This is a genomic window from Nocardiopsis oceani, from assembly GCF_054777395.1.
In genome coordinates, this window is record NZ_BAAHAR010000020.1 from 110900 (window position 1) to 130514 (window position 19615).

A 19615-nucleotide genomic window follows, 5' to 3' on the forward strand; every position below is an offset into this window, starting at 1 on the left:
GCCCGGTTGGCTTCATGATGAGCGATGCGGACGGTTTTGACCAGGGCGGGGGCGCGGGTGGCTCGCTCCGGCCACCCACGCCCGGGCGGTCACTGCATCAGGTGCCGGAAGGCGGCGGGAAGGGGATCTCGGAGAGGGTCGGGATCAGCGACCCCTCCTCGAACTCCAGGTGGGCCGCCAACTCCTCCGCCATCCGGTCCAGCTCCGCCAGGAAGCGGACCGGGTCGGCGGTCTCCAGGTCGGCGAGCAGCCCCTCCAGTTCGGCGCGGATCCGGTTGACCACCTCGTGCTCCTCGATGAGCCGCTCGACCGGTTCCTTGAGGTGCGGGTAACCCTCGGCCAGGCGGGGGAACATCGTGTCCTCACTGGTGTGGTGGAAGTGCAGGGACTCGCAGAAGGCCAGGCAGTGCTGGCGGATCTGCAAGCTCAACCCCGGCGGGACCTTGCCGCCGCCGGTGGCCTCCCGCTCAGCCAGGTAGGCCTCCGCTTCGGCCCGCACCTGCCGGAGCTGGTCGCGCAGCCACCCGTGTACCTCGAACAGCTTGTCCGCCAGGTTGGTGGCCTCGACCGGCTCGTCCGGACCGGTGGTACCGCTAGTACCGGTGGTTGATCTCTGGTTGGCCAGGTTGGTCTGCTTGGTCAGGTTGGTCTGGTCGACCTGGTGGCCCTGGTTTTTCTGGGCGGTCTGGTCCTTGTCTGTCACTGGTCGGTCCTCTCACTGGGTTCTGTGGAGGCGGCCGCCCGGACACACCTGTGGCGCGGGTTCCAGCGCGGGGGTCCCGGGGCGCGGCCGGGGTGTCACGGGTCAGGGCAGACAGCCGGGGCTCCGGGAGGGTGGTGGTTCGGGGAAGCCGCCTTCGGTCTTCTCGCGTCAATGGACGCGTACACCATGGGCGGCTGAGCAGCTATGCGGCTCGGGGCGCGGCTCGACGGCCGCGCTCGCACAGGCCCCGGCTCAGATTCGGTACGCGAAGTGTGTGCTCACGATTGGCTCCCCGGCAGATCAAGGCGCCTCCATACCGTCCGACCGGCCCACTGCTCTTTGGTCGGAAGCACGCGGCGCGCCGTCATCCTAGCCGGACCGCGGAGGTGGGGCCAGGTCTGCCGGAGTTGTCCACAGCTCGGAAAGTCCCTCTGGCGCCGCGATCGCGGCGCTCCTAACGTGGAAATCGGGGGGTCCCCAGCGCCCGCACACCCCATGCTGCCCACCATCCGCCACACGCCCGGAAACCGCGCCGAAGGGGAGCCGGAGCCCCGCAGCCCTTCAGGGCCCACAGTCCTTCAGGGCCCTCACTCTCAGGCCCCGCAGCTCCCTAGGGCCCGCCGTCGCCCTCGGCACCGGCGCCCTCCTCAGCCCCAGCGTCGCCCTCGGCGCCGGTCTCGCCTTCGGCCTCGGCATCGCCCTCGGCACCGGCCTCGCCTTCGGCCCCGGCTGCGCCCTCCAGCTCGTCGCTCGGGCAGTCAGACATGTCGTGCTCACCGGCCGCGCCGGGGAGGGCGAAGAAGCCCGAGCCCATCTCGTCCTCGCCCCGCCACTCCAGCGTGCCGTCCACGTCGTAGCAGTGACCGCTCAGATCGTGGACCAGCGCCTCCGAGTGGGCCGCCGGGCGGTAGGCCACGCCCGCCCGGTCGGGGGAGCCCGGGACCAGGACGGTCAGCTCCTCCGACGGGTTCTCCGGGCTGAGCACCGCCAGCGTGGAGAGCGGCGCACCGAGCTCGTCGCCGTTCCCGCCCCGGAGGACCTCCTTGTCCGCCCCGCCGTTGGTGTCCGGCTCGAGCGGCAGCAGCGTCAGGAAGTCCTCCGCGTACACGTGGTGGCTGCCCACGTTCGGGTGGTAGTCGACTTCGACCGTGAACTCGGTGCCGTCCGCGGTGGCCTCCGCGCCGGTCATGCACACGCTCACCACCGGGAAGGCGTGCAGGCTCGGCGTGGCCAGGCCGAAGTCGACGGTGTCGTGGTCGACGGGGATGGCGAACGGCCAGATCTCCGAGTCGACCACCGATTCGCCCTCGGCGACCGGTGTGAGCAGGGAGAGGTACACGTCGACGGAGGCGGCTTCGGGGTCGAAGGGGCGCCAGTGCGCCTGCTCCTCCTGGGCGCTGACCCGGTCGGCGTCGTCACAGGCGAGCGCTTCGGGGGCGGGGACCTCCTCCTCGGGTTCCTCGTCCTCGTCGTCCTCGTCGGCGCCGGCGGCGCCGGCGGCCGGTTCCTGGGTGGACTCGTCGGAGACGGTGTCGGCGGGCGACTCGCTCAGCGCGTCGAACAGCAGGTAACCGCCGCCCAGGGCCGCGGCCATGCCGAGCGCCCCCACCCCGAGCCACACCCCGAGCCGCTTGACCCGGCTGCCCCCGTCGTCGTCCTCTTCGATCTCTTCGGCCTCGGTGGCCGTCAGGTCGTGGCCGCCGGTGTTGGAGGGACCGAACAGGTACGCGGCGGCCCCGCCGCCCTGCCCGGCCGTGCCCGCACTGCGCATCCCGGGGACCACGGAGGGCTCGCCGCGCGGCACGTGTCCGTACGCTTCGGCGGCCTCTTCCGGGCCCCATTCCTCCTCGGCGTCCGCGTATCCCGAGCTCTCTCCCGAACCCGGGCCCGGACCGGAAGCCGCCGCGGAGGCCGTTCCCGCGGGCTCCTGACCGGAGCCACCGGTCACACCGGGCTCCCCCGGCGTTCCAGGCTCCCCGCCTGCTACGGCCGCCTCCGCCGTTTCGGACTCACCCGGTGCTCCAGATACCCCGGCGGCTCCAGCGGCCCCGCTGAGCGCCGCCGCCCCGGCGGCTCCAGCGACTCCGGCGGCCCCCGCCGCACCCGAACCGCCCGCCTCGGAGTCCGATCCCGCGCCGGGGCCCGCCACCTGCTGTCCCTCGCTCAGGGCGAGCGCCGCGTCCGTCCACCGGGCCGGGTCGTGCCAGCTCAGGTCCGGTTCCGGCCAGTGTTCGGCGATGAGGGCGCGGAGCTGGTCCGGCCAGGTGTCGGCGGTAGCCTGCTCGTCGATGCCGAGCATGAGCAGGCACTCCAGGTACGCCTCCTCGGCGGAGGGGCGCGCCGCCGGGTCCGGCGAGAACGCCCGCACCAGCAGCGGCCTGAGCTCCTCCGGGAGTCCGCTCAGGTCGACCCGGGCCTCACGCGCCCGACGGGCCATCTCCCAGAGGATCTGCCCGGGGATCCGTCCCGGAGTGTGCCCGGCCGGGGACGTCCCGAACGGCGGTTCCCCGGTGGCGGCGAACACCACCAGACAGGCCCAACCGTGCACGTCGGTGGCTTCCGAGGCGGCCGCGCCGTCGTAGCGCTCCGGCGCGAGCCACCCGAGGCTCTTGGCGCTCTGCACCGCCGCCGCGCCCTCGATCCGGCGGGTGATGCCGAAGTCCAGCACCTTGGGCCCGTCGGCCGCCGCCACCACGTTGCCGGGCCGCACGTCCCCGTGTACGGCCCCCGTCCCGTGGACCGTGGCCAGCGCCTCGGCCACACCCGCCGCCAGGACCAACAGCTCGTTACCGCCCGAACGCCCGCGCATCCGCACGTGCTGCCGCAGCCCGAACCCCGGGACGTACTCGATGGCCGACCACGGGCGCCCCTCGTGGATACCGCTGTCCCGCGCCCCCACCGCGCACACGCCGCCGGCCTGGCGTATGAGGGTGCCTTCTCCGCCCTGGTCAGCGCCCGAGGCCCACTCGGCCGCGGCGATCTTGAGGGCTATCGCCTCGTGGTCCGGGGAGACGGCGGCGAACAGGGTACTCATGCCGTCTGCACCGAGGCGCCCGATCAGCCGGTAGCGGCCCACCTGGGTCGGGTCGCCGTCGGTCAGGGGGGTGACGTTCGGCGGCAGGGCGGGGAGGGAGAAGTCCATTGGCAGCTTTCCACACATCAGGGACGGTTGTGGTGGGCTGTGCGGGGATAGCACATTCAATCCCGTGGTTCTGCGAATCTACCTAATTCGTGAGGCACTCGATGCCGCGTGCCCACTATTCGTGCCTCCTTCCCGGCCGCGCACCGACGCCGCGCAACCCCATTGCAGGACCGCTGCGGACGGCTCGCTGCGGCCGGGTATCCGCATCTCACAGGGGTTCAGGGCCGTCGGGGCCGACCCGCGCCGCTCCGGCACAGGCCCGGGGCGCGCCGATCGCGCGGCCTGCTCCGATGCGGACTCCGTTATGGGAAGGAAAGGAAACCGGTGCCGTTCGGCACCGCACGACGGCGTTGTCGCGGGAGGTCCGGACAAGGGGTGCGGAACTCGGTTCCCCGCAGAAATCACCGAGGCCGTCGAGGGGGTCTGCTGCTCGGGCACGAGACTCCTCGCGGGACGCACACCCAGTGGAGCAGCCACCGGCGCACCACCCACACCCTCAGCACCATCGCTCACAAGAGGCTCAGCCGACACACCCCGGCCGAACCGCTTCGCACCTCGGTCACGAACCGCCTTGCACCGCGGCCACGGCCCCGGCTGGTTCCCCGGCCCCGAGGCGCTCCCCGGCACCCTCCCCTACCTCACGCGCCCGCACGGCCTTCATCCGCGCGAGCCGCTGCGCCCCGCCCGCACCAGAACACTTCGATGATCTGGAATTCCACGGGAAAGACCGCCAAGAAAACCATGCACAGGCCTCTCGACCAATGGAGAGAAAACTGATCAAAGCTCTTTTTGGTACCTTTTCGGAACGGTACACAACTCCCCACCGAAGAGAAGGCCATGGCCGAAGACAGCGACCGGAGAGAGCCCGTCAGCCCCGCCCAGCCCGAGCAGGACGAACACCCAGCATTCCGCCGCCTGGTGCGGGAAATCGCGGGCAAGTCCTTTCCGCTCTATCTCTCCATGGTCGCCGGGGTCGTCGGGACCATGGTCACCGCGGGCGTTCTGGGCCACGCCGGAACTGCCGCACTCGCCGCCTACTCGATGACCGTCGCCCTGTACAACCCCGCCGTCATGGTGGTCCAGGGCGCGCTGCGCGGTTCGATGCCGTTCGTGGCACAGAACGCCGAGGACCCGGGCGCGCTCGCCCCCACCGTACGCAACTCCCTGTGGCTGGCGCTGTGCTTGGGCCTGCTCGGCGGCGCCGCGGTGGCCGGGGTCCCACTGCTCGCACGGCTCATCGGGGTTCCGGCGGAGACCGTGTCGGCCTTCGGCCTCTTCCCGTTCCTCATGGCGGCCGCCCTCCTCGCGACCGCTTTCCAGGCGTGCGCGACCACGCTCCTCATCGGGCTGGGCCGCTCCAAGCAGGCCATGACGGTGGGCCTGGTCGGTACCGGGCTGTCCGTCGTGCTGGTGCCGACCATGGTGCTGCTGCTCGGCCTGGACATTACCGGTGCCGGGATCGCCATGCTCCTCACCGCGGTCGCGACCGCCGCCGTGGCCCACACTCTGCTGCGCCGCGGCACGGTGCTGTCCGGGCAGGAGCTCGGCCTGGGGTCCCCGGACTGGCCGGGGGTGTGGCACATCGCCCGCGTCGGCCTGCCGATGGGGTCGACCATGCTCATCAAGTTCGGTGTGCTGGGACTGCTCGCGATGGCCGTCGCCCGCGTGGGTGTCACCGAGGCCGCCGCCCACCAGATCATGGTGACACTGGTGACCTTCGTGTTCCTGCCGGCCACGGCTGCCGGTCAGGCCACTGTCCCCTTCATGGCCCGCGCCGCGCAGACCACTTCCCAGGCCACCGGACCCAACGGGTCGGGCGAGGTCCGCCGCGCCCTGACTGCCGGACTCACCCTGGCGCTGCCCGTCATCGCGCTGAGCACGGCCCTGATCTGGGCGGCGTCCGGCCCCCTCCTCGGCCTCTTCACCCCCGACCCCGAGGTCGTCACGCTGGTGACCGCGCTCATCCCGGTCGTTTTCGTGGTCGTCCTCGCCGACGGCATGCAGGCCATGCCGGGCATGGGGCTCCTGGCCCTCAAGCGCACCACGCCTACCCTGTACACCTTCGCGGTGTGCTTCGGCCTCCTGGCCCTCGCGGCCTTCCCCGTAGCCGACGCGGGCGGAATCACCTGGCTGTGGTGGGCCTACGCCGCGGCCAACCTCGGCTTGGTGGTCGGCCAGGGCGGCAGCTTCCTCCGCCTGACCCGGCGCTAGGTTCACCGCCCGCCCCGGCCCTCGGGCCCTCGGGCCCTCGGTACGCCTCCGGTCTCAGGAGGACAGTTCGACGATGAGTTCTTCGACGCGCTTGCGGATGTCGTCGCGGATGGGGCGGACGGCTGCCACTCCCTCTCCCGCGGGGTCGGGGAGCTCCCAGTCCAGGTAGCGCTTGCCGGGGAAGACCGGGCAGGTGTCGCCGCAGCCCATCGTCACGCACACGTCCGATGCCTCGACCGCGCCGGTGGTCAGGACCTTGGGGTTCTGGTCGGTGATGTCGATGCCGGCCTCGGCCATGGCCTCGACCACCGCCGGGTTGAGCGCGTCCGCGGGGGCCGACCCCGCGGAGCGGACCTCGATGCTCCCCTCGGACAGGTGCCGCAGCCAGGCGGCGGCCATCTGGGAGCGCCCGGCGTTGTGTACGCAGACGAACAGGACGGACGGCTTACTGGCACCGGTCATGGCAGGTGTTCCCTCGTCCTGGTCGGTGGGGTCGGGTGCGGTCATGATCTGAACTCCCGGAAGGAAGGGGCCGACAGGCGTCACATCAGGATCGAATGATGCGATAATATCAGCGCATGCTGACGTCAGTCGATACTGATCTAATGAAGGCGCTGTCCGACCCGCTCAGGATGCGCATCGTGTCCCTGCTCGCCCGCGAGACCCTCTGCACCACGCACCTGACGGAGGAGACCGGGGCCCGCCAGACCAACCTGTCCAACCACCTCCGCCTGCTGCGCGATGCCGGGGTGGTGGAGACCGAGCCGTGCGGCCGCTTCACCTACTACCGCCTGCGCCCGGAGGCCTTGGATTCCCTGTCCGAAGCACTGTCCGACCTGGCGGCCACGGCCCGCTCCACCGGTGCCGCGCACAACAAGCGGGCCTGCTGATGGGACGCACGGAGAGCACCAAGCAGGCAACCGGCGACGCCGCGCTGACGAAGCTCTCCACCCTGGACCGGTTCCTGGCCGTGTGGATCCTCCTCGCCATGGCCGTGGGCCTGGGGCTGGGGCGCCTGTTCCCCGGTCTGAACGAACTCCTGGCCGCGATGGAGGTCGGCGGGATCTCCCTGCCGATCGCCCTGGGCCTGCTGGTCATGATGTATCCGGTGCTGGCCAAGGTCCGATACGACCGCCTGGACACCGTCACCCGCGACCGCCGCCTGCTCGTCTCCTCCCTGGTCGTCAACTGGGTGGTCGGCCCGGCAGTGATGTTCGCGCTCGCCTGGATCTTCCTGGCCGACCTGCCCGAGTACCGCACCGGGCTGATCATCGTGGGCCTGGCGCGCTGCATCGCCATGGTCATCATCTGGAACGACCTGGCCCGCGGCAACCGCGAGGCCGCCGCTGTCCTGGTGGCGCTCAACTCCGTCTTCCAGGTCCTGCTCTTCGGTGTCCTGGGCTGGTTCTACCTGGACCTGCTGCCCGGCTGGCTGGGCCTGGACACCGGCGGCATGGACGTCTCCCCCTGGCTGATCGCCCTGAACGTGCTGATCTTCCTGGGCGTCCCGCTCGCCGCGGGGTTCCTCACCCGCCGGACCGGTGAGCGGAGGATGGGCAGGGAGCGCTACGAGTCCCACTTCCTGCCCAAGATCGGGCCGTGGGCGCTCTACGGGCTGCTGTTCACCATCGTGCTGCTCTTCGCCCTGCAGGGCGACCGGATCACCAGCCAGCCACTGGACGCGGCCCGGATCGCCGTGCCGCTGCTGGCCTACTTCCTCCTGATGTGGTTCGGCACCTTCGCGTTCGCCAAGGCGATCGGGATGGACTACGACCGCACCACCACGCTGGCCTTCACCGCCGCGGGCAACAACTTCGAGCTGGCCATCGCGGTGGCGATCGCGACCTTCGGCGTTACCTCCGGCCAGGCGCTGGCCGGGGTGGTCGGCCCGCTGATCGAGGTCCCGGTGCTCGTCGCCTTGGTCTACGTATCCCTGGCCTGGCGAAAGCGCTTCACGCCAGAACGCAGGTAGCGGGCGCGTTCGGGAGCGGGGCGGCCCGCGGATACGTGACCCAGGACGCATTGACCTTCGAGTCGGGTCGAAGGTCTACGGTATGGGCATGGTGTTGATGCGGGTTTCTGAGCTGGCCGAACGCTCCGGCGTGGCAGCCACCACGCTGCGCTACTACGAGGAACGCGGCCTGCTCCCGGCCCAGCGTTCCCCGGCCGGGTACCGCCTCTACGACGAGCGCGCCCTGGACCGGCTCGTCTTCATCACCACCGCCAAACGCCTGGGCCTGGACCTGGAGGAGATCGGCGAACTCACCACCCTCTGGTCGGCCCAACCCTGCTTCCGGGTCAAGGCCGAGCTGGCCCCGCGCCTGGAACAGCGCATGGAACAGGCCCGCACCCGGGCCGCGGAACTGGCGGACTTCCAAGCGCTGCTGCGCACCGCCCACACCCGCCTGCGAGAGCTTCCCGACCGCGACGCTCCCTGCGACCCGGGGTGCGCGTTCCTGGCCGAGATGGCACCGCCCGAGAGGCCCGGGCACCCGCGTGCACTGCCCATGGCCGACCGCGGCACCGCCACCTGCCTCTTGGAGGCCGACGACCACCGCGACCGGCTGGACCGCTGGCGCGAAGTCCTGGCGGAGGCCACCCCGGCCCCCCGTACGCACGGCAGTTCCTGGAGCCTGCCCCTGGGCCGGGCCGGGCAGGTGGCGGAACTGGCCGCGGCCGAACAGCAGTGCTGCGCCTTTCTGGACCTGCGCATCGACTTCACCCCCCCCCAACGGGTGCACCTGCACGTGGGCATCCACCCCGAGCACCGTCCCGACCCCGATTCCCCGGCCGGGCAGGCCGCCCGCCTCCTTGGCGCCCTCGACCCCGCCAAGGAAAGCTGACCCATGTCCTTGGCAGAACGCCTCCAGAGCCTGTTCGTGGCCCTGGCCGCCGTGGCCGGTCTCGGCGCCGGCCTGTTGCTGCCGATCGGCCCGGCGTCCGAGCACGTGGTGCTGCCCGCCCTGCTGGTGATGCTCACCGCGGTGTTCGTGCAGATGGACGCCGCCCACGTCGGCGATGTGAAGCGCGCCAAGAGCTTGGTCGCCACCAGCCTGGCGCTGAACTTCGTGTTCACCCCGGCCCTGGCCTGGGCCTTGGGTGCCGGGCTGCTGGGCGGGGAACCGGACCTGCGCATCGGCCTGCTGTTGCTGCTGGTGACCCCGTGCACGGACTGGTACCTGGTCTTCACCGCCATGGCCCGCGGGCACACCGGTATCGGCGCGGCCCTGCTGCCGGTCAACCTCATCCTCCAGCTCGTCCTGCTGCCGGTGTACGTGCTGCTGCTGGGCGGGCAGGCCGCCATGGTCGACGGTGCCACCCTGGTCGAGTCGGTCCTGCTCGTGCTCGTGGTGCCGCTGGTGCTGGCCCTGGTGCTGCGGTGGGCCTCGGCGCGTTTCAAGGGCGCGGACTGGCGCGAACGGTACGTCACCGGCCCGGCCGGACGCCTGGTGCTGCCGCTGCTGTACGCGGCCGTGTTCGCGATGTTCGCCTGGCAGGCCCGCACCGTCCTGGCCCACATCGGCGACCTGCTCGCCCTGCTCGCACCGCTGGCCGTCTTCTTCGTCCTGCTGCCCCTGGTGTCCATCGGTCTGTCCCGCCTGCTGCGCCTTCCCGCGGACCAGAGGGTGACCCTGACTATGGTGGCCACCGCCCGCAACTCGCCCATCGCGTTGGCGATCGCGGTCGCGGCCTTCCCCGACCGCCCTTTGATCGCGGTCGCCCTGGTGATCGGCCCTCTCCTGGAACTGCCCGTGCTGGCCCTGCTCGCCCAACTGGTGCGGGTGCGCTCACCGCGTGCGGAGCGGACCGCCCCGCGGTGAACCGGTCGAACGGACCTGTGAGCGTGCGCGCGCTCGCGTCAACGCCGTGCTCCGGCGAGAAGCCGGCGCACCACGCGGCGGGCATCGCGGCCGACCCCGCGCAGGGTGGCCGAGGAGAAGCTGCGCTGGAACTCCAGGCCCACGTAACCCAGCCCGAGGACCGTGGTGGACATGCCGCCCCGGTGCAGCGGTCGCCCTTGAGCGTCGAGCGCTCCGACCTGCGCGAGGTGGGTCACAGCGGGGCGGTAACCGGTGGCCAGGATCAGGGTGTCGGCCTCCTCCGCGGTGCCGTCGGCCCAGGTCACCTTGGCACCGTCCAGGCCGGTGAACAGCTCGCGCCGATCGGGGTTGCCCGTGCCGAAGGCCGCACGATAGCGGCCGTCGTCGTTGACCAGGGTCGGGCCCTTGGCCCACACCTCGCCCAAGGGTGCGGCGTCCAGCCCGCTGCGGGTGAACCACCAGTGGATGTCCTTGCCCAGGGGGCGCTGGTTCGCCCAGGCCACCGGGGCTCTGGTGGCCAGGCTCACCCGGGCCACCCCGGCGACTTCCGCGGCGATCTGCACCCCGGAGTTGCCGCCGCCGACCACCACGACGCGCTGCCCGGCGAAGGGCTCGGGGATACGGTACTGGGCCGTGTGCAGCACGGTCCCGGTGAAGCCCGCCAGCCCCGGCAACGCGGGGTGGTGCGGCCGGGTGAAGCCGCCGGTGGCCGAGACCACCGCCGCGGAACGCACTTGGGAGCCGTCCTCGGTGGTGAGGACGAACCCGCCCCGGTCCCGCTCGACCCGCTCCACCCTGCTCCCGCAGCGCAGGTCCGCGTCCAGCCGAGAAGCGTAGTCGCGCAGGTACGCCACCACCTCGTCGCGAGCGGGGTAGCGCTCCGGGTCACCCGGCATCGCACGCCCCGGCAGCGCGGAGAAGCGCGCCGGAGAGAACAGGATCAGGCTGTCGTAGTACCGCGACCAGGAACCGCCCGGCTGGTCGGCCGCCTCCAGGACCAGAGGGCGCACGCCACGGCGGCGGGCGGCCCAGGCGGCGGCAAGGCCCGCTTGACCGGCGCCGATGACGGTGAGGGGGACTTCTTCCATGGCAGGGACTCCTTCGTGCTCGCGCCAACACGGCCGTCGCGGCACGCGCAGGCTGTTCAAGAGGGGGATGTTCCGGAGGGGGAAGTTCAGGGGTGGGTGGCGTCCCGGCCCCGCGTGCTCCCGGTGCGGGTGGCCAGACCGAACAGAGCGCCGAGGGCGGCCAGCGCCCCCAGCGCCACGAACGCCTCCGTGTAACCGCCCAGGGGTCCGGCCAGCGCCGTGCCCGCCCACGGGGCGAGCGCGATCGCCAACATGAGCGGCGTGTGCATCACGGCGTTGAGGGTGGCGTAGTGCTTGGTGCCCCAGCGGTCGGAGACGGCGGTGGCCTGGAGGAGCGTGAGGATGCCCCGGGCCATGCCCGCCAGCACCGCGACGACCAGGACCAGCGCCAAGGGGCCCGACACCGCGGCCAGGAGGAGGGTGGTGGCCGCGCAGGCCGCCAGCACGGCCACGGCGCGCAGCACCGGACCGGTCACCCGTTCCACGGGGGCGTAGACCAGGCGGCCGAGGACTTGGCCCACCCCGCCCACGCCCAGGGCCCAGGCCGCCTCCGTCGTACCGAAGCCCCGTTCCGCCAGTAGGGGGACCAGGTTCACCACCACCGCGTAGACGGTGAAGGAACCCAGGGTGAGGGCGGCCGTCACGGCCCAGAACGCCCGGCTGCGCAACACCGCACGCTCACGCCCTCCGCGGCCCTTCGGCACCCTGCCGCCGCCGGGAGACCACTCCCGTGGCAGGGCGAAGGCGTGCAAGGGCACCACCACGACCAGCAGAACGACCGCGAGCACCAGGTAGGCGCCCCGCCACCCCCAGGAACCTTCCAAGGCCGCGGCCAACGGGGCGAAGATGGTGCTGGACAGCCCGGCGACCAGGGTCAGGGCGGTCAGGGCCCGCACCTTCCGCTCCCGGTACCAGTGCGTCAGGGCAGCGAACGCCGGCGGGTAGAACAGCCCGGCCATCGCCGTCCCCGCCACCAGCCAGGCGGCGGTGAAGACCCACAGGTCCGGGGCCAGGGCGATGGCCACGACGGCGGGAACCGCCAGCACGGCCGACGCCGTCATCGCCGGACGCGGGCCCCGGGCCTGGATCCAGCGCCCCACCGGAATCCCCACCAGCCCCGCGATGACCTGGGACGCGGAGAACAGCGCGGTCACAGTGGTCAGCGGCCACCCGGTGTCGTTGCTGATACTGGGCGCCAGCACGGGAAAGGCGTAGAACAGCACCCCGTAGCCGGTGGTGATGGTGATGCACAGGGCGACCAGGCCCCGGAGCGCCCCGGCCACCGTGGGGGCGGGCGCGCTCGAGGCCTGGCCGGACTCGGACGTCACGGGATCGGCTCCGGAACGCCGGCCCCGGAGCACACCCCGGTCTCGGGCAGGACCAGCCCCACACGGGCCGCGGACTCCGGGTCCCCGGCCAGCCGCGCGGCGATGCTGCGCACCTGCTCGTATCCGGTCAGCGCCAAGAAGGTCGGGGCCCGCCCGTAGGACTTCATCCCCGCCAAGAAGAACCCCTCCTCCGGATGGGCGAGCTCTGCCGCACCGTGCGGGTAGACGGTTCCGCACGAGTGCTGGTTGGGGTCGATGAGCGGGGCCAGCTCCACCGGTGCCTGGAGTGCGGGGTCCAGGCCGAGCCGGACCTCGGACAGCCAGGACAGGTCGGGGCGGAACCCGGTCAGGGCCACCATCTCATCCACCGGCCCCAGTTCCCGGCCAGCGTCGTCCACCAGGAGCAGACGGCCGTCCACCCGTCGCACCTCAGCGGCGCGGAACCCGGTCACCACCTCGACTTCCCCCGCTTCGACAGCCGCGCGGGCGCGCTGACCGAGCGCGCCCCGTTCGGCGAGCTGGTCGTCCGCGCCCCCGCCGAACGCGTCCCCGAGCTCTTCGCGCCGCAGCACCCACACCGCCTTCGTCCCCCGGTTCTCCTTGGCCAGTGAAGCCAACGCCACCAGCGCGGTCAACGCCGAATGCCCGCGCCCGACCACGGCGGTGGTCCGCCCGGCGTAGCGCATGCGGGTCTTCCCGGCACTCAGGTCGGGGATCCGGTAGGTGATCCGGTCGGCCGCGGCGCTCTCGCCCAGGGCGGGCAGGCCGTCACCCCCGACCGGGTTGGGTGCGCCCCAGGTGCCGGAGGCGTCCACGACCGCGCGGGCCGACAGCCGCTCCTCGCCGTCACGGGTCCGCACGCGCACGGTGAAGGGCTGTTCCTCGCGGTCGGCGTCCACGACCCGGTCCCGTCCTCGACGGCTCACCCCGGCGACCTCCGCACCGAAGCGCACGCGCTCGCCGAGGGTCTCGGCCAAGGGAGCGAGGTAGCTCTCGACCCACTCACGTCCGGTCGGGTACCCGTCGTCGTCCGGGCGCCGCCAGCCAGCGGCAGAGAGCAGTTTCTCCGCGACCGGGGCGACCAGGTCGCGCCACATCGAGAACAGCCGCACGTGCCCCCACTCGGACACCGCTGCCCCGGCCCGGTCCCCCCGTTCCAGGACCAGGACCGGAACGTCCTGAGCCACGAGTTCCGCTGCCGCCGCCAGTCCTGTGGGACCCGCCCCGATCACCACCACGGGAAGCTCGTCGGCCATGGCACACCCCTTTCATCGATGCGAATCAATCATTCGGGACTCTATCGATGCCCACCGATGGAAGCAACCATAGATCGTCATCGATAAAATGAGGTATGACCGCGACACGACCCGAGCCCACCGCACCCGCACTGCCCCAACCCGACGCCGAGACCTACGCCGCCTGGTTCGCCTGCCTGGCCGAACCCGTGCGCGTCCAGCTCCTGCACGCCATCGCCACCACCCCGGGGCCGGTCAGCGTGGGAGCGCTGGCCGAGGCGGTGGACGTCCGACAGCCCACCGTCTCCCACCACCTGCGCAAACTCGCCGACGTGGGGTTCGTGACCCTCACCAAGGTGGGCACCTCCACGCGGGTCGCCGTCAACCCCAACTGCTGCACCGGCCTGCCCCACGCCGCCGACGCGGTGATGGGCATGGTCAACGCACGCCCCTGCTGCCCCACCGACCTGCCCGCCGACGTCACCACGCGCGCCATGGCCGACACGGACCTGGACGCGGTGCGGAAGATCTACGCCCAGGGCATCGCCACCGGCCACGCCACCTTCGAGACCGAGGTACCCGAGGCGGGAGACCTCCGGACTAAGTGGCTGCCGGGACACCAGTGGGTCGCCGAAGCAGACGGGACCGTCGTGGGCTGGGCCGCCGCCTCGCCGGTCTCCGACCGGGCGGTCTACGCGGGGGTGGCCGAGACCTCGGTCTACGTCGCCGAAGACGCCCGTGGACGCGGCGCGGGCAAGGCCCTGCTCTACCGCCAGGTCACCGAGGCCGACACGGGCGGGCTGTGGACGCTCCAGACCTCGGTCTTCCCCGAGAACCGCGCCAGCCTGGCCCTGCACCACCAGGCGGGCTTCCGAACCGTGGGCGTACGCGAGCGCATCGCCCAACACCACGGCCGCTGGCGCGACACCGTCCTGCTGGAGCGACGCCACGGCGTCGGACTGGACACCGGCCCGGAGACCTCCTGCGGCGGAAGCCCTCTGCAATGACGACCGCACAACCGTGTGACAGTGCCCGGTGGTGCATCATTCGCAGTAGGACCCGCGCTCAGAACGAGGCCTCTTCATCCCCCAGTTCGCAGAACGGGCCCGCTGTCAGCCCGCCAAGCACACTGCCCTCTCGTCGAGGAGATCCAGCTTTCAGCTGTGCTTTCTCTGTTGGTTGACGGTTCCCTCCTTTCCCGCCACAATCGGGCGGCGGGAAAGGAGGACACCCCAACCCAGCAAGGTAACCCCCAGCAACATCATCGGTTGTCCTGGTCGGTGTTCAGACGGGTTCACCAAGTGCGAACCCAACAGCTCCACTGCCCCAGACAAGCAACGCGGGTATCACAACAAACCAGAAGCGCAACTCCAGTACGGGCCTGCACCGCTCAGAATCCCGAACGTCCGGCTTCTGCGTGGCTCATCGGAAGTCGGCACCGACCCTGGGGTGGTGTCATAGAAATGCACTATCACCCTAGAGACGGCAGCTCCGCTGCGAACACCCACTGCGCGCCCCACTGCGCGCCCCACTGCGAGCACCCACCTCGAACACCCGATTCGAGCAGCGGCTTCACCGACACTGAGGCCATTCTGGCTCCACTGGCATCTCAGTCATGCACTGTGCATTTCGATCTGGAATTCACTCTTGACCTCAACTTGAGTTGAGGTTCTATCGTGACGTCAACCCCTTAGGAACCGGGCCGGCACGGACAGAAAGAAGTGGCAGAGAGCGCATGAGCTAAGCATGGAGTCCGCACCGTGACACTCGTTGCGCGCCGGCATCTAGGCCGTACAGAATCACCGGAAATTAGTCCTTGAATTGAGCCCCCCACCAGAGGAACTAGCACGCCTGCAAAGCTAACGGCGAACGCATCCGAATTCAACTGTGCAAAGGCAAGGAGAAGACATGCTGCTGACCCACGTCACTGTCGGAACAACCGATCTGGACGCGCTGGAGCGTTTCCACCGAGACACTCTGCTGCTACCGGTAGACCGGATCAGCGACACCGCCATCGAAGTCGAGGTCGGCACCGGCACCGTGCGCTACGAACAGCGAGACCAGTTCGCAGGCGCCCATCACCTGGCCTTCTCCATCGCCCCTGAGGACTTCGATCAGGCCCACGCATTCCTGGCCGAACGGGTGGACATCTCACCTTCCAACGGCTCAAGCGTGGTCTACTCCGCGTCGTTGAACAGCCACTCTGTCTATTTCAACGCTCCTGAAGGGCTGATCCTGGAGTACATCGCCCATGAAACTCACCGCGGACACGGTGGAACCGGCGGGCCACCAGCACCTTTGGGCATAGCAGAGGTCGGTATCGGGGTCGCCGACGTCGAAGCCACTGTCGGTGAGCTCGCCAGCCGGGGGCTTGCCCTCTCCCAGCCCCTGGAAAAGGTCTTCGCCACGGTCGGGACTATCGATCACCGTCTTGTCCTTGTTGACCAAAACCGTCTCTGGTTCCCCGAGATGCGTGACCACCCAGCCACCGACACCTCGACCATCTCCCTCAGAGCTGACGGGGCGGTCCCGGGCCGAATGAGCCTGGACCGTGCGGACCTCGTCATCACCTGATCGGGCAGCAAGCGGGGTTCTCGCCGAACACGGGCAGACCGGGACGCATCCGGTACGTATGTCTCGGCGGTAACGGCGTCGGGCGGTCGGCACTCACCCCGGGAAGTCCGAGAGCTGGCTGCCGACCCGCTCCACCGTTTCCTCCGGACCCAGGTCGCCCGTCGAACCCCCGGTCGGTGCCTCGCGCTCCTCGGGAAGCTCCGCCAAGCGCTGGCGCGCGAGCCTCAGGCTGCGCTCGTGGTCGCGGGCCAGGGCCACACCGATCCCGCCGAACAGAGCCCCGGCCACCCCCAGCACCAGCGCCAGCAGCGCCAGGTCGTCCCAGTAGAGGACCCCGAAGACGACCGCCAGAACCGCCAGCACCCCGGCGACCCCGTAGGCCATCCACACCAGCAGCTTGGGGTCGCGGTGCTTCAACTGCTCCAGCTTCTTGGTGAGCCGCTCGCGTTCGGCCTCCACCTGCTCGGTCTCCGGCTGGTCGTCCACGTACCGGTCGAGTTCGGCCAACCGCTCGGCGAGCTCCCGGAAGTCGCCCGCGTAGGCGCGGACGGCGACTGCGGCCGGCCAGGGCTCCTCGGCGTCTAGAACGACCCTGCGCACCTGCTCCCGCACCCGGTCCTCTGCGACCCCCTCGGCCGCCCAGTCGGCGAGCTCCGCCGCCGCTTCCGTGTCGGCCCGCTCCCCCGCGCGGGCCAGGGTATGGGTGGCGAGGGTGTGCACCATGTCCCCCTTGGTGTCCGGGGAGATCTCGCTGGGCCCGATGTCGAGGTCCCGGCCGATCTGCCGCAGCCATGCCTCGCACTTGCGCAGGTACTCCAACATCACCGCGGTCTGGCGGGCGACCCGCATGTAGTGTCCGCAGCCGTGCCCCGGGCGGCAGTCGTGGTCGCTCTGGACGCAGTCGTGCCGGCTGAACGGATCCAGCAGGTTCCGCCTCGTCACCAGGTGGATGAGCCTCTGGTGGTCCTTGCCCCGGTACGGCCAGGCCCGCCCGGCGCGGGTACCGAAGAGCGCACCCCACGACAGGTCGAGGTCGCGGAAGAGCGGCGGGAGCTCCGGGCGGAGTTCCGCGATGAGATGGGCCGCCTGCACGTCCGCGCCGCCCCAGTCCTCGGGCAGCTGCTCCACGATCCGCCGCGCCTGCTCCTCTTCCTCCGGCAGCCAGCGCAGCAGGTCCTGGCGCAGGGGCGCGTTCCGCAGGAGGGCGTGCGCCTTCTCCCAGTCGCGCTGGATCCCCTTGGCGAGCGCGTTGGCATTGGAGTAGGACTCACCGCCGATCAGGAAGAGCTCGTCCCGGTCGGTCGGCGTGTGGGCGAACGTGGGCAGGCCGGACAGGTCGATGGGTCCGCTGCCCTGCCCGACCCGCACCCCCATCGCCAGCAGGTCCGTCTTGGCGTCGGCCCCGTTCGGCCACGTGCCGTAAGGACCGGCTCCCGCGCCGTCAGGACCACCGGTACTCGCCGTAATACCGGTGCCGCCCAGACCGTCCAGGCCGTCCACGGTCCCGGAGTCGCCGGAGATCCCCTGACCGGATATCCCCCCAACCGCTCCCTCATGACCCGGTTCCTCCACCCCGAGCAGTGAAGCCAGGAGCTGGTTCGCGCTCGGCCGTACCTCCGGGTCCTTGTACAGGCACCAGCGCACGATCGCCCCGAGGCTGTCGGGCAGTCCGCTCAGGTCCGGCTTCTCGAACAGCACCTTCCGCAGGGTCACCGCGAGGTTCTCCCCCGCGAAGGCGTCCCTTCCGGTCCCGGCGAAGGCGATCACCGAACCCCACGCGAACACGTCGATGGCCGGGCTGACCTGGGTACCGAGGAACTGTTCGGGCGCCATGTACTTGGGGGTGCCGAGCAGCGCGCTCGCGGAGACGGGGCTGTTCTCCAGGGCGCGGGCGATCCCGAAGTCGATCACCCGGATGCCGTCGGGGGTGACCATGATGTTGGAGGGCGTGAAGTCGCGGTGCACCACCCCCGAGGCGTGGATGGCGGTGAGCGCCGTGGCCGTGGAGACCGCGGTCCGGTAGAGGTCGCCCTCGGACCGTGGTCCGCCGTCGGGCCCGGGGTCCTGCACGGTCTGCCGCAGGGTCGGGCCCTCGACGTACTCGGTCACCACCCAGGGCGGGCTGCCTTCGGGGTCTGCGTCGAGGACCCGGGCGATGCAGAACTCGGAGACCTTCATGCTGTTCTCGACCTCGGCCCGGAACCGCGCCCGGAACTGGGGGCTGTCGGCGTAGTGGTGGTGCAGCACCTTGACCGCGCCGAGCGCACCGTCGGCGCCGCGCCCCAGGTAGACCGTCCCGAACCCTCCCCTGCCGATGACTTCCAGGAGCTCGTATCCGCCGAGTTCGTCGCCGATCTTCACGTGTGACCTCTCCAAACCGGGGGATGGGCGCGCCCCTCGCTCTCTCGGGCGGCCCCGCATGGTGTGATGCGTGTCAAAGGCACATTGTGCTACGGACTACCCGGTCCCATGGCTGAATCCCAGCCCGTAACCCTGCCCGGAACCGGCCATTTCAGTCAGGCTGCTTCAGTCAGACTGCGCGCCGCTCTCCGGTCCGGACATCTCCGCCCGGTTTCGCTCACCGGCAGTGCTCGGGCGGGAACCCCGTGCTGGCAGGAGGGGTCGGGTGCGGAGTCCGGACGCGTCCGGGGGTGATGATTCGGTGTGCGACGGAGGGCGTGACCTCACTCCGCCGCACACCCCAGGGACCGGGTGTCTCCCCTCATGGACACCCCGACCCGGACCAGGGCACCTCACCGGATCGCCGAGGCCACGGAACCAGCAGAAAACGGACCCTCCCCAGTAGCCCTTTTCTGCCCCGTCGTTCCGCTTCGGCCTTCCGGCCGTTCCGGCACAGCATATGCCGGATTTGTGCGGGCGCCGTAACGAATGGATCGTGTATGGAGGGGAACGAATGGAACCGTTCCCCGCCGAGCCACCCGCCAGGGCGGACCGCATAAAACTTAACACCAATCGGGGGTGGAACAGAATCCCCCGCCTGGCCTGATTCGGCCATTGCCCCGAAGAGTAAGGGGGCATTCAACGCGATCCTCGCCAACCACCGCGTTCTCTCCGCGGCACAGGACTTACCCCGCCCAGACACCAAAGATCGGATCATCCCCTCGTCAACCTCGACCTGACCCCATTCGGGTAGTAGTGCGCAAGAACCCGTCCTCCCATCAACGGAGGAAAACCCCCGTACTCCCTCCTTCTTCCGGATACGCTCCAGGAGCGCCCTACTCGTCCCAGGCGGCGATCTCCTCGGGCTCCGGCACCTCCAGCTCCACCCCCTCGTCCACACTCACGAAGGTGTACTCCGTGTAGGTGTACGGCTGGTCCCCATGGAAATCCCCCCACATAGCGGTCGTCGGGCTGCCCATGGGCACTGAGCCTTTCCGGGCAAGCTGTCGTGACTCAGTGTGATGCCTTGCAGTGCCTGTCCACCCGCCCGCCCTAGAACAGACGTAAGGCCCCTGGTAGAAGAGTTCTCGCCAAAGAACAGCCCTTCACCAA

15 protein-coding genes are annotated in these 19615 nt (G+C 70.6%); 7 read left to right on the forward strand and 8 right to left on the reverse strand.

Annotated features, from left to right (window positions below; translation table 11 throughout):
- Window positions 1–97: 97 nt before the first annotated feature.
- A complete protein-coding gene (locus ACYVDG_RS13645; protein ID WP_460750913.1) occupies window positions 98–703 on the reverse strand; it encodes a hemerythrin domain-containing protein in 606 nt (201 codons plus the stop codon).
- A 610-nt stretch (window positions 704–1313) separates the two neighbouring features.
- A complete protein-coding gene (locus ACYVDG_RS13650; RefSeq protein WP_460750916.1) occupies window positions 1314–3845 on the reverse strand; it encodes a serine/threonine protein kinase in 2532 nt (843 codons plus the stop codon).
- A gap of 837 nt (window positions 3846–4682) precedes the next feature.
- Between ACYVDG_RS13650 and ACYVDG_RS13655 the strand changes: the two genes are divergently transcribed.
- Window positions 4683–6056, forward strand: a complete 1374-nt coding sequence (locus ACYVDG_RS13655; protein WP_460750919.1) for an MATE family efflux transporter — start codon at window positions 4683–4685, stop codon at window positions 6054–6056.
- Between the two features lie 54 nt (window positions 6057–6110).
- On the opposite strand, the gene ACYVDG_RS13660 is transcribed toward ACYVDG_RS13655, so the two are convergent.
- Complete coding sequence (locus ACYVDG_RS13660; protein ID WP_460750972.1) at window positions 6111–6518, reverse strand: arsenate reductase ArsC; 408 nt, start codon at window positions 6516–6518, stop codon at window positions 6111–6113.
- A 143-nt stretch (window positions 6519–6661) separates the two neighbouring features.
- Here ACYVDG_RS13660 and ACYVDG_RS13665 point away from each other — a divergent pair, with 143 nt between their 5' ends.
- The 4 genes from ACYVDG_RS13665 to ACYVDG_RS13680 all read left to right on the forward strand — a co-directional run bounded on the left by ACYVDG_RS13665 (window position 6662) and on the right by ACYVDG_RS13680 (window position 9877).
- Complete coding sequence (locus ACYVDG_RS13665; RefSeq protein ID WP_460750976.1) at window positions 6662–6946, forward strand: ArsR/SmtB family transcription factor; 285 nt, start codon at window positions 6662–6664, stop codon at window positions 6944–6946.
- Entirely contained in the window at window positions 6946–8028 is a 1083-nt protein-coding gene (gene arsB, locus ACYVDG_RS13670) for an ACR3 family arsenite efflux transporter (protein ID WP_460750924.1), read from the forward strand. Before ACYVDG_RS13665 ends, arsB begins: the two co-directional genes overlap by 1 nt.
- 97 nt (window positions 8029–8125) lie before the next feature.
- Window positions 8126–8899 carry a MerR family transcriptional regulator gene (locus ACYVDG_RS13675; protein WP_460750929.1) on the forward strand — a complete coding sequence of 258 codons (774 nt, stop codon included), beginning with the start codon at window positions 8126–8128 and terminating at the stop codon, window positions 8897–8899.
- A 3-nt stretch (window positions 8900–8902) separates the two neighbouring features.
- Window positions 8903–9877 (forward strand): arsenic resistance protein, encoded by a 975-nt coding sequence (locus ACYVDG_RS13680; RefSeq protein WP_460750931.1) that lies wholly within the window; start codon window positions 8903–8905, stop codon window positions 9875–9877.
- A gap of 38 nt (window positions 9878–9915) precedes the next feature.
- Here the strand turns inward: ACYVDG_RS13680 and ACYVDG_RS13685 are convergent, their stop codons facing one another.
- The 3 genes from ACYVDG_RS13685 to ACYVDG_RS13695 form a co-directional block, all read right to left on the reverse strand.
- Complete coding sequence (locus ACYVDG_RS13685) at window positions 9916–10965, reverse strand: flavin-containing monooxygenase (protein ID WP_460750934.1); 1050 nt, start codon at window positions 10963–10965, stop codon at window positions 9916–9918.
- A gap of 86 nt (window positions 10966–11051) precedes the next feature.
- Window positions 11052–12293, reverse strand: coding sequence for an MFS transporter (locus ACYVDG_RS13690; protein WP_460750937.1), 1242 nt, complete (start codon window positions 12291–12293; stop codon window positions 11052–11054).
- The gene (locus ACYVDG_RS13695; RefSeq protein WP_460750940.1) at window positions 12290–13549 is read right to left on the reverse strand and encodes an NAD(P)-binding domain-containing protein; all 1260 of its coding nucleotides are present in this window, start codon (window positions 13547–13549) and stop codon (window positions 12290–12292) included. Before ACYVDG_RS13695 ends, ACYVDG_RS13690 begins: the two co-directional genes overlap by 4 nt.
- Before the next feature lie 95 nt (window positions 13550–13644).
- Here ACYVDG_RS13695 and ACYVDG_RS13700 point away from each other — a divergent pair, with 95 nt between their 5' ends.
- Both ACYVDG_RS13700 and ACYVDG_RS13705 read left to right on the forward strand, forming a co-directional pair.
- Window positions 13645–14535, forward strand: coding sequence for a helix-turn-helix domain-containing GNAT family N-acetyltransferase (locus ACYVDG_RS13700; RefSeq protein ID WP_460750942.1), 891 nt, complete (start codon window positions 13645–13647; stop codon window positions 14533–14535).
- 901 nt (window positions 14536–15436) lie between these two features.
- The gene (locus ACYVDG_RS13705) at window positions 15437–16102 is read left to right on the forward strand and encodes a VOC family protein (RefSeq protein WP_460750945.1); all 666 of its coding nucleotides are present in this window, start codon (window positions 15437–15439) and stop codon (window positions 16100–16102) included.
- A gap of 93 nt (window positions 16103–16195) precedes the next feature.
- Here the strand turns inward: ACYVDG_RS13705 and ACYVDG_RS13710 are convergent, their stop codons facing one another.
- Window positions 16196–18463: a serine/threonine-protein kinase gene (locus ACYVDG_RS13710; protein ID WP_460750950.1), complete on the reverse strand. Its 2268-nt coding sequence runs from the start codon at window positions 18461–18463 to the stop codon at window positions 16196–16198.
- 875 nt (window positions 18464–19338) lie between these two features.
- The gene (locus ACYVDG_RS13715; protein WP_460750955.1) at window positions 19339–19482 is read right to left on the reverse strand and encodes a hypothetical protein; all 144 of its coding nucleotides are present in this window, start codon (window positions 19480–19482) and stop codon (window positions 19339–19341) included.
- Window positions 19483–19615 lie beyond the last annotated feature (133 nt).

Excerpts from the sequence above, each read along its gene's own strand:
- ACYVDG_RS13650 (WP_460750916.1), bottom strand. The coding sequence starts at position 3,845 with ATGGACTTCTCCCTCCCCGCCCTGCCGCCGAACGTCACCCCCCTGACC.
- ACYVDG_RS13655 (WP_460750919.1), top strand. The coding sequence starts at position 4,683 with ATGGCCGAAGACAGCGACCGGAGAGAGCCCGTCAGCCCCGCCCAGCCC.
- ACYVDG_RS13660 (WP_460750972.1), bottom strand. The coding sequence starts at position 6,518 with ATGACCGGTGCCAGTAAGCCGTCCGTCCTGTTCGTCTGCGTACACAAC.
- ACYVDG_RS13665 (WP_460750976.1), top strand. The coding sequence starts at position 6,662 with ATGAAGGCGCTGTCCGACCCGCTCAGGATGCGCATCGTGTCCCTGCTC.
- arsB (WP_460750924.1), top strand. The coding sequence starts at position 6,946 with ATGGGACGCACGGAGAGCACCAAGCAGGCAACCGGCGACGCCGCGCTG.
- ACYVDG_RS13675 (WP_460750929.1), top strand. The coding sequence starts at position 8,126 with ATGCGGGTTTCTGAGCTGGCCGAACGCTCCGGCGTGGCAGCCACCACG.
- ACYVDG_RS13680 (WP_460750931.1), top strand. The coding sequence starts at position 8,903 with ATGTCCTTGGCAGAACGCCTCCAGAGCCTGTTCGTGGCCCTGGCCGCC.
- ACYVDG_RS13685 (WP_460750934.1), bottom strand. The coding sequence starts at position 10,965 with ATGGAAGAAGTCCCCCTCACCGTCATCGGCGCCGGTCAAGCGGGCCTT.
- ACYVDG_RS13695 (WP_460750940.1), bottom strand. The coding sequence starts at position 13,549 with ATGGCCGACGAGCTTCCCGTGGTGGTGATCGGGGCGGGTCCCACAGGA.
- ACYVDG_RS13700 (WP_460750942.1), top strand. The coding sequence starts at position 13,645 with ATGACCGCGACACGACCCGAGCCCACCGCACCCGCACTGCCCCAACCC.
- ACYVDG_RS13705 (WP_460750945.1), top strand. The coding sequence starts at position 15,437 with ATGCTGCTGACCCACGTCACTGTCGGAACAACCGATCTGGACGCGCTG.
- ACYVDG_RS13715 (WP_460750955.1), bottom strand. The coding sequence starts at position 19,482 with ATGGGCAGCCCGACGACCGCTATGTGGGGGGATTTCCATGGGGACCAG.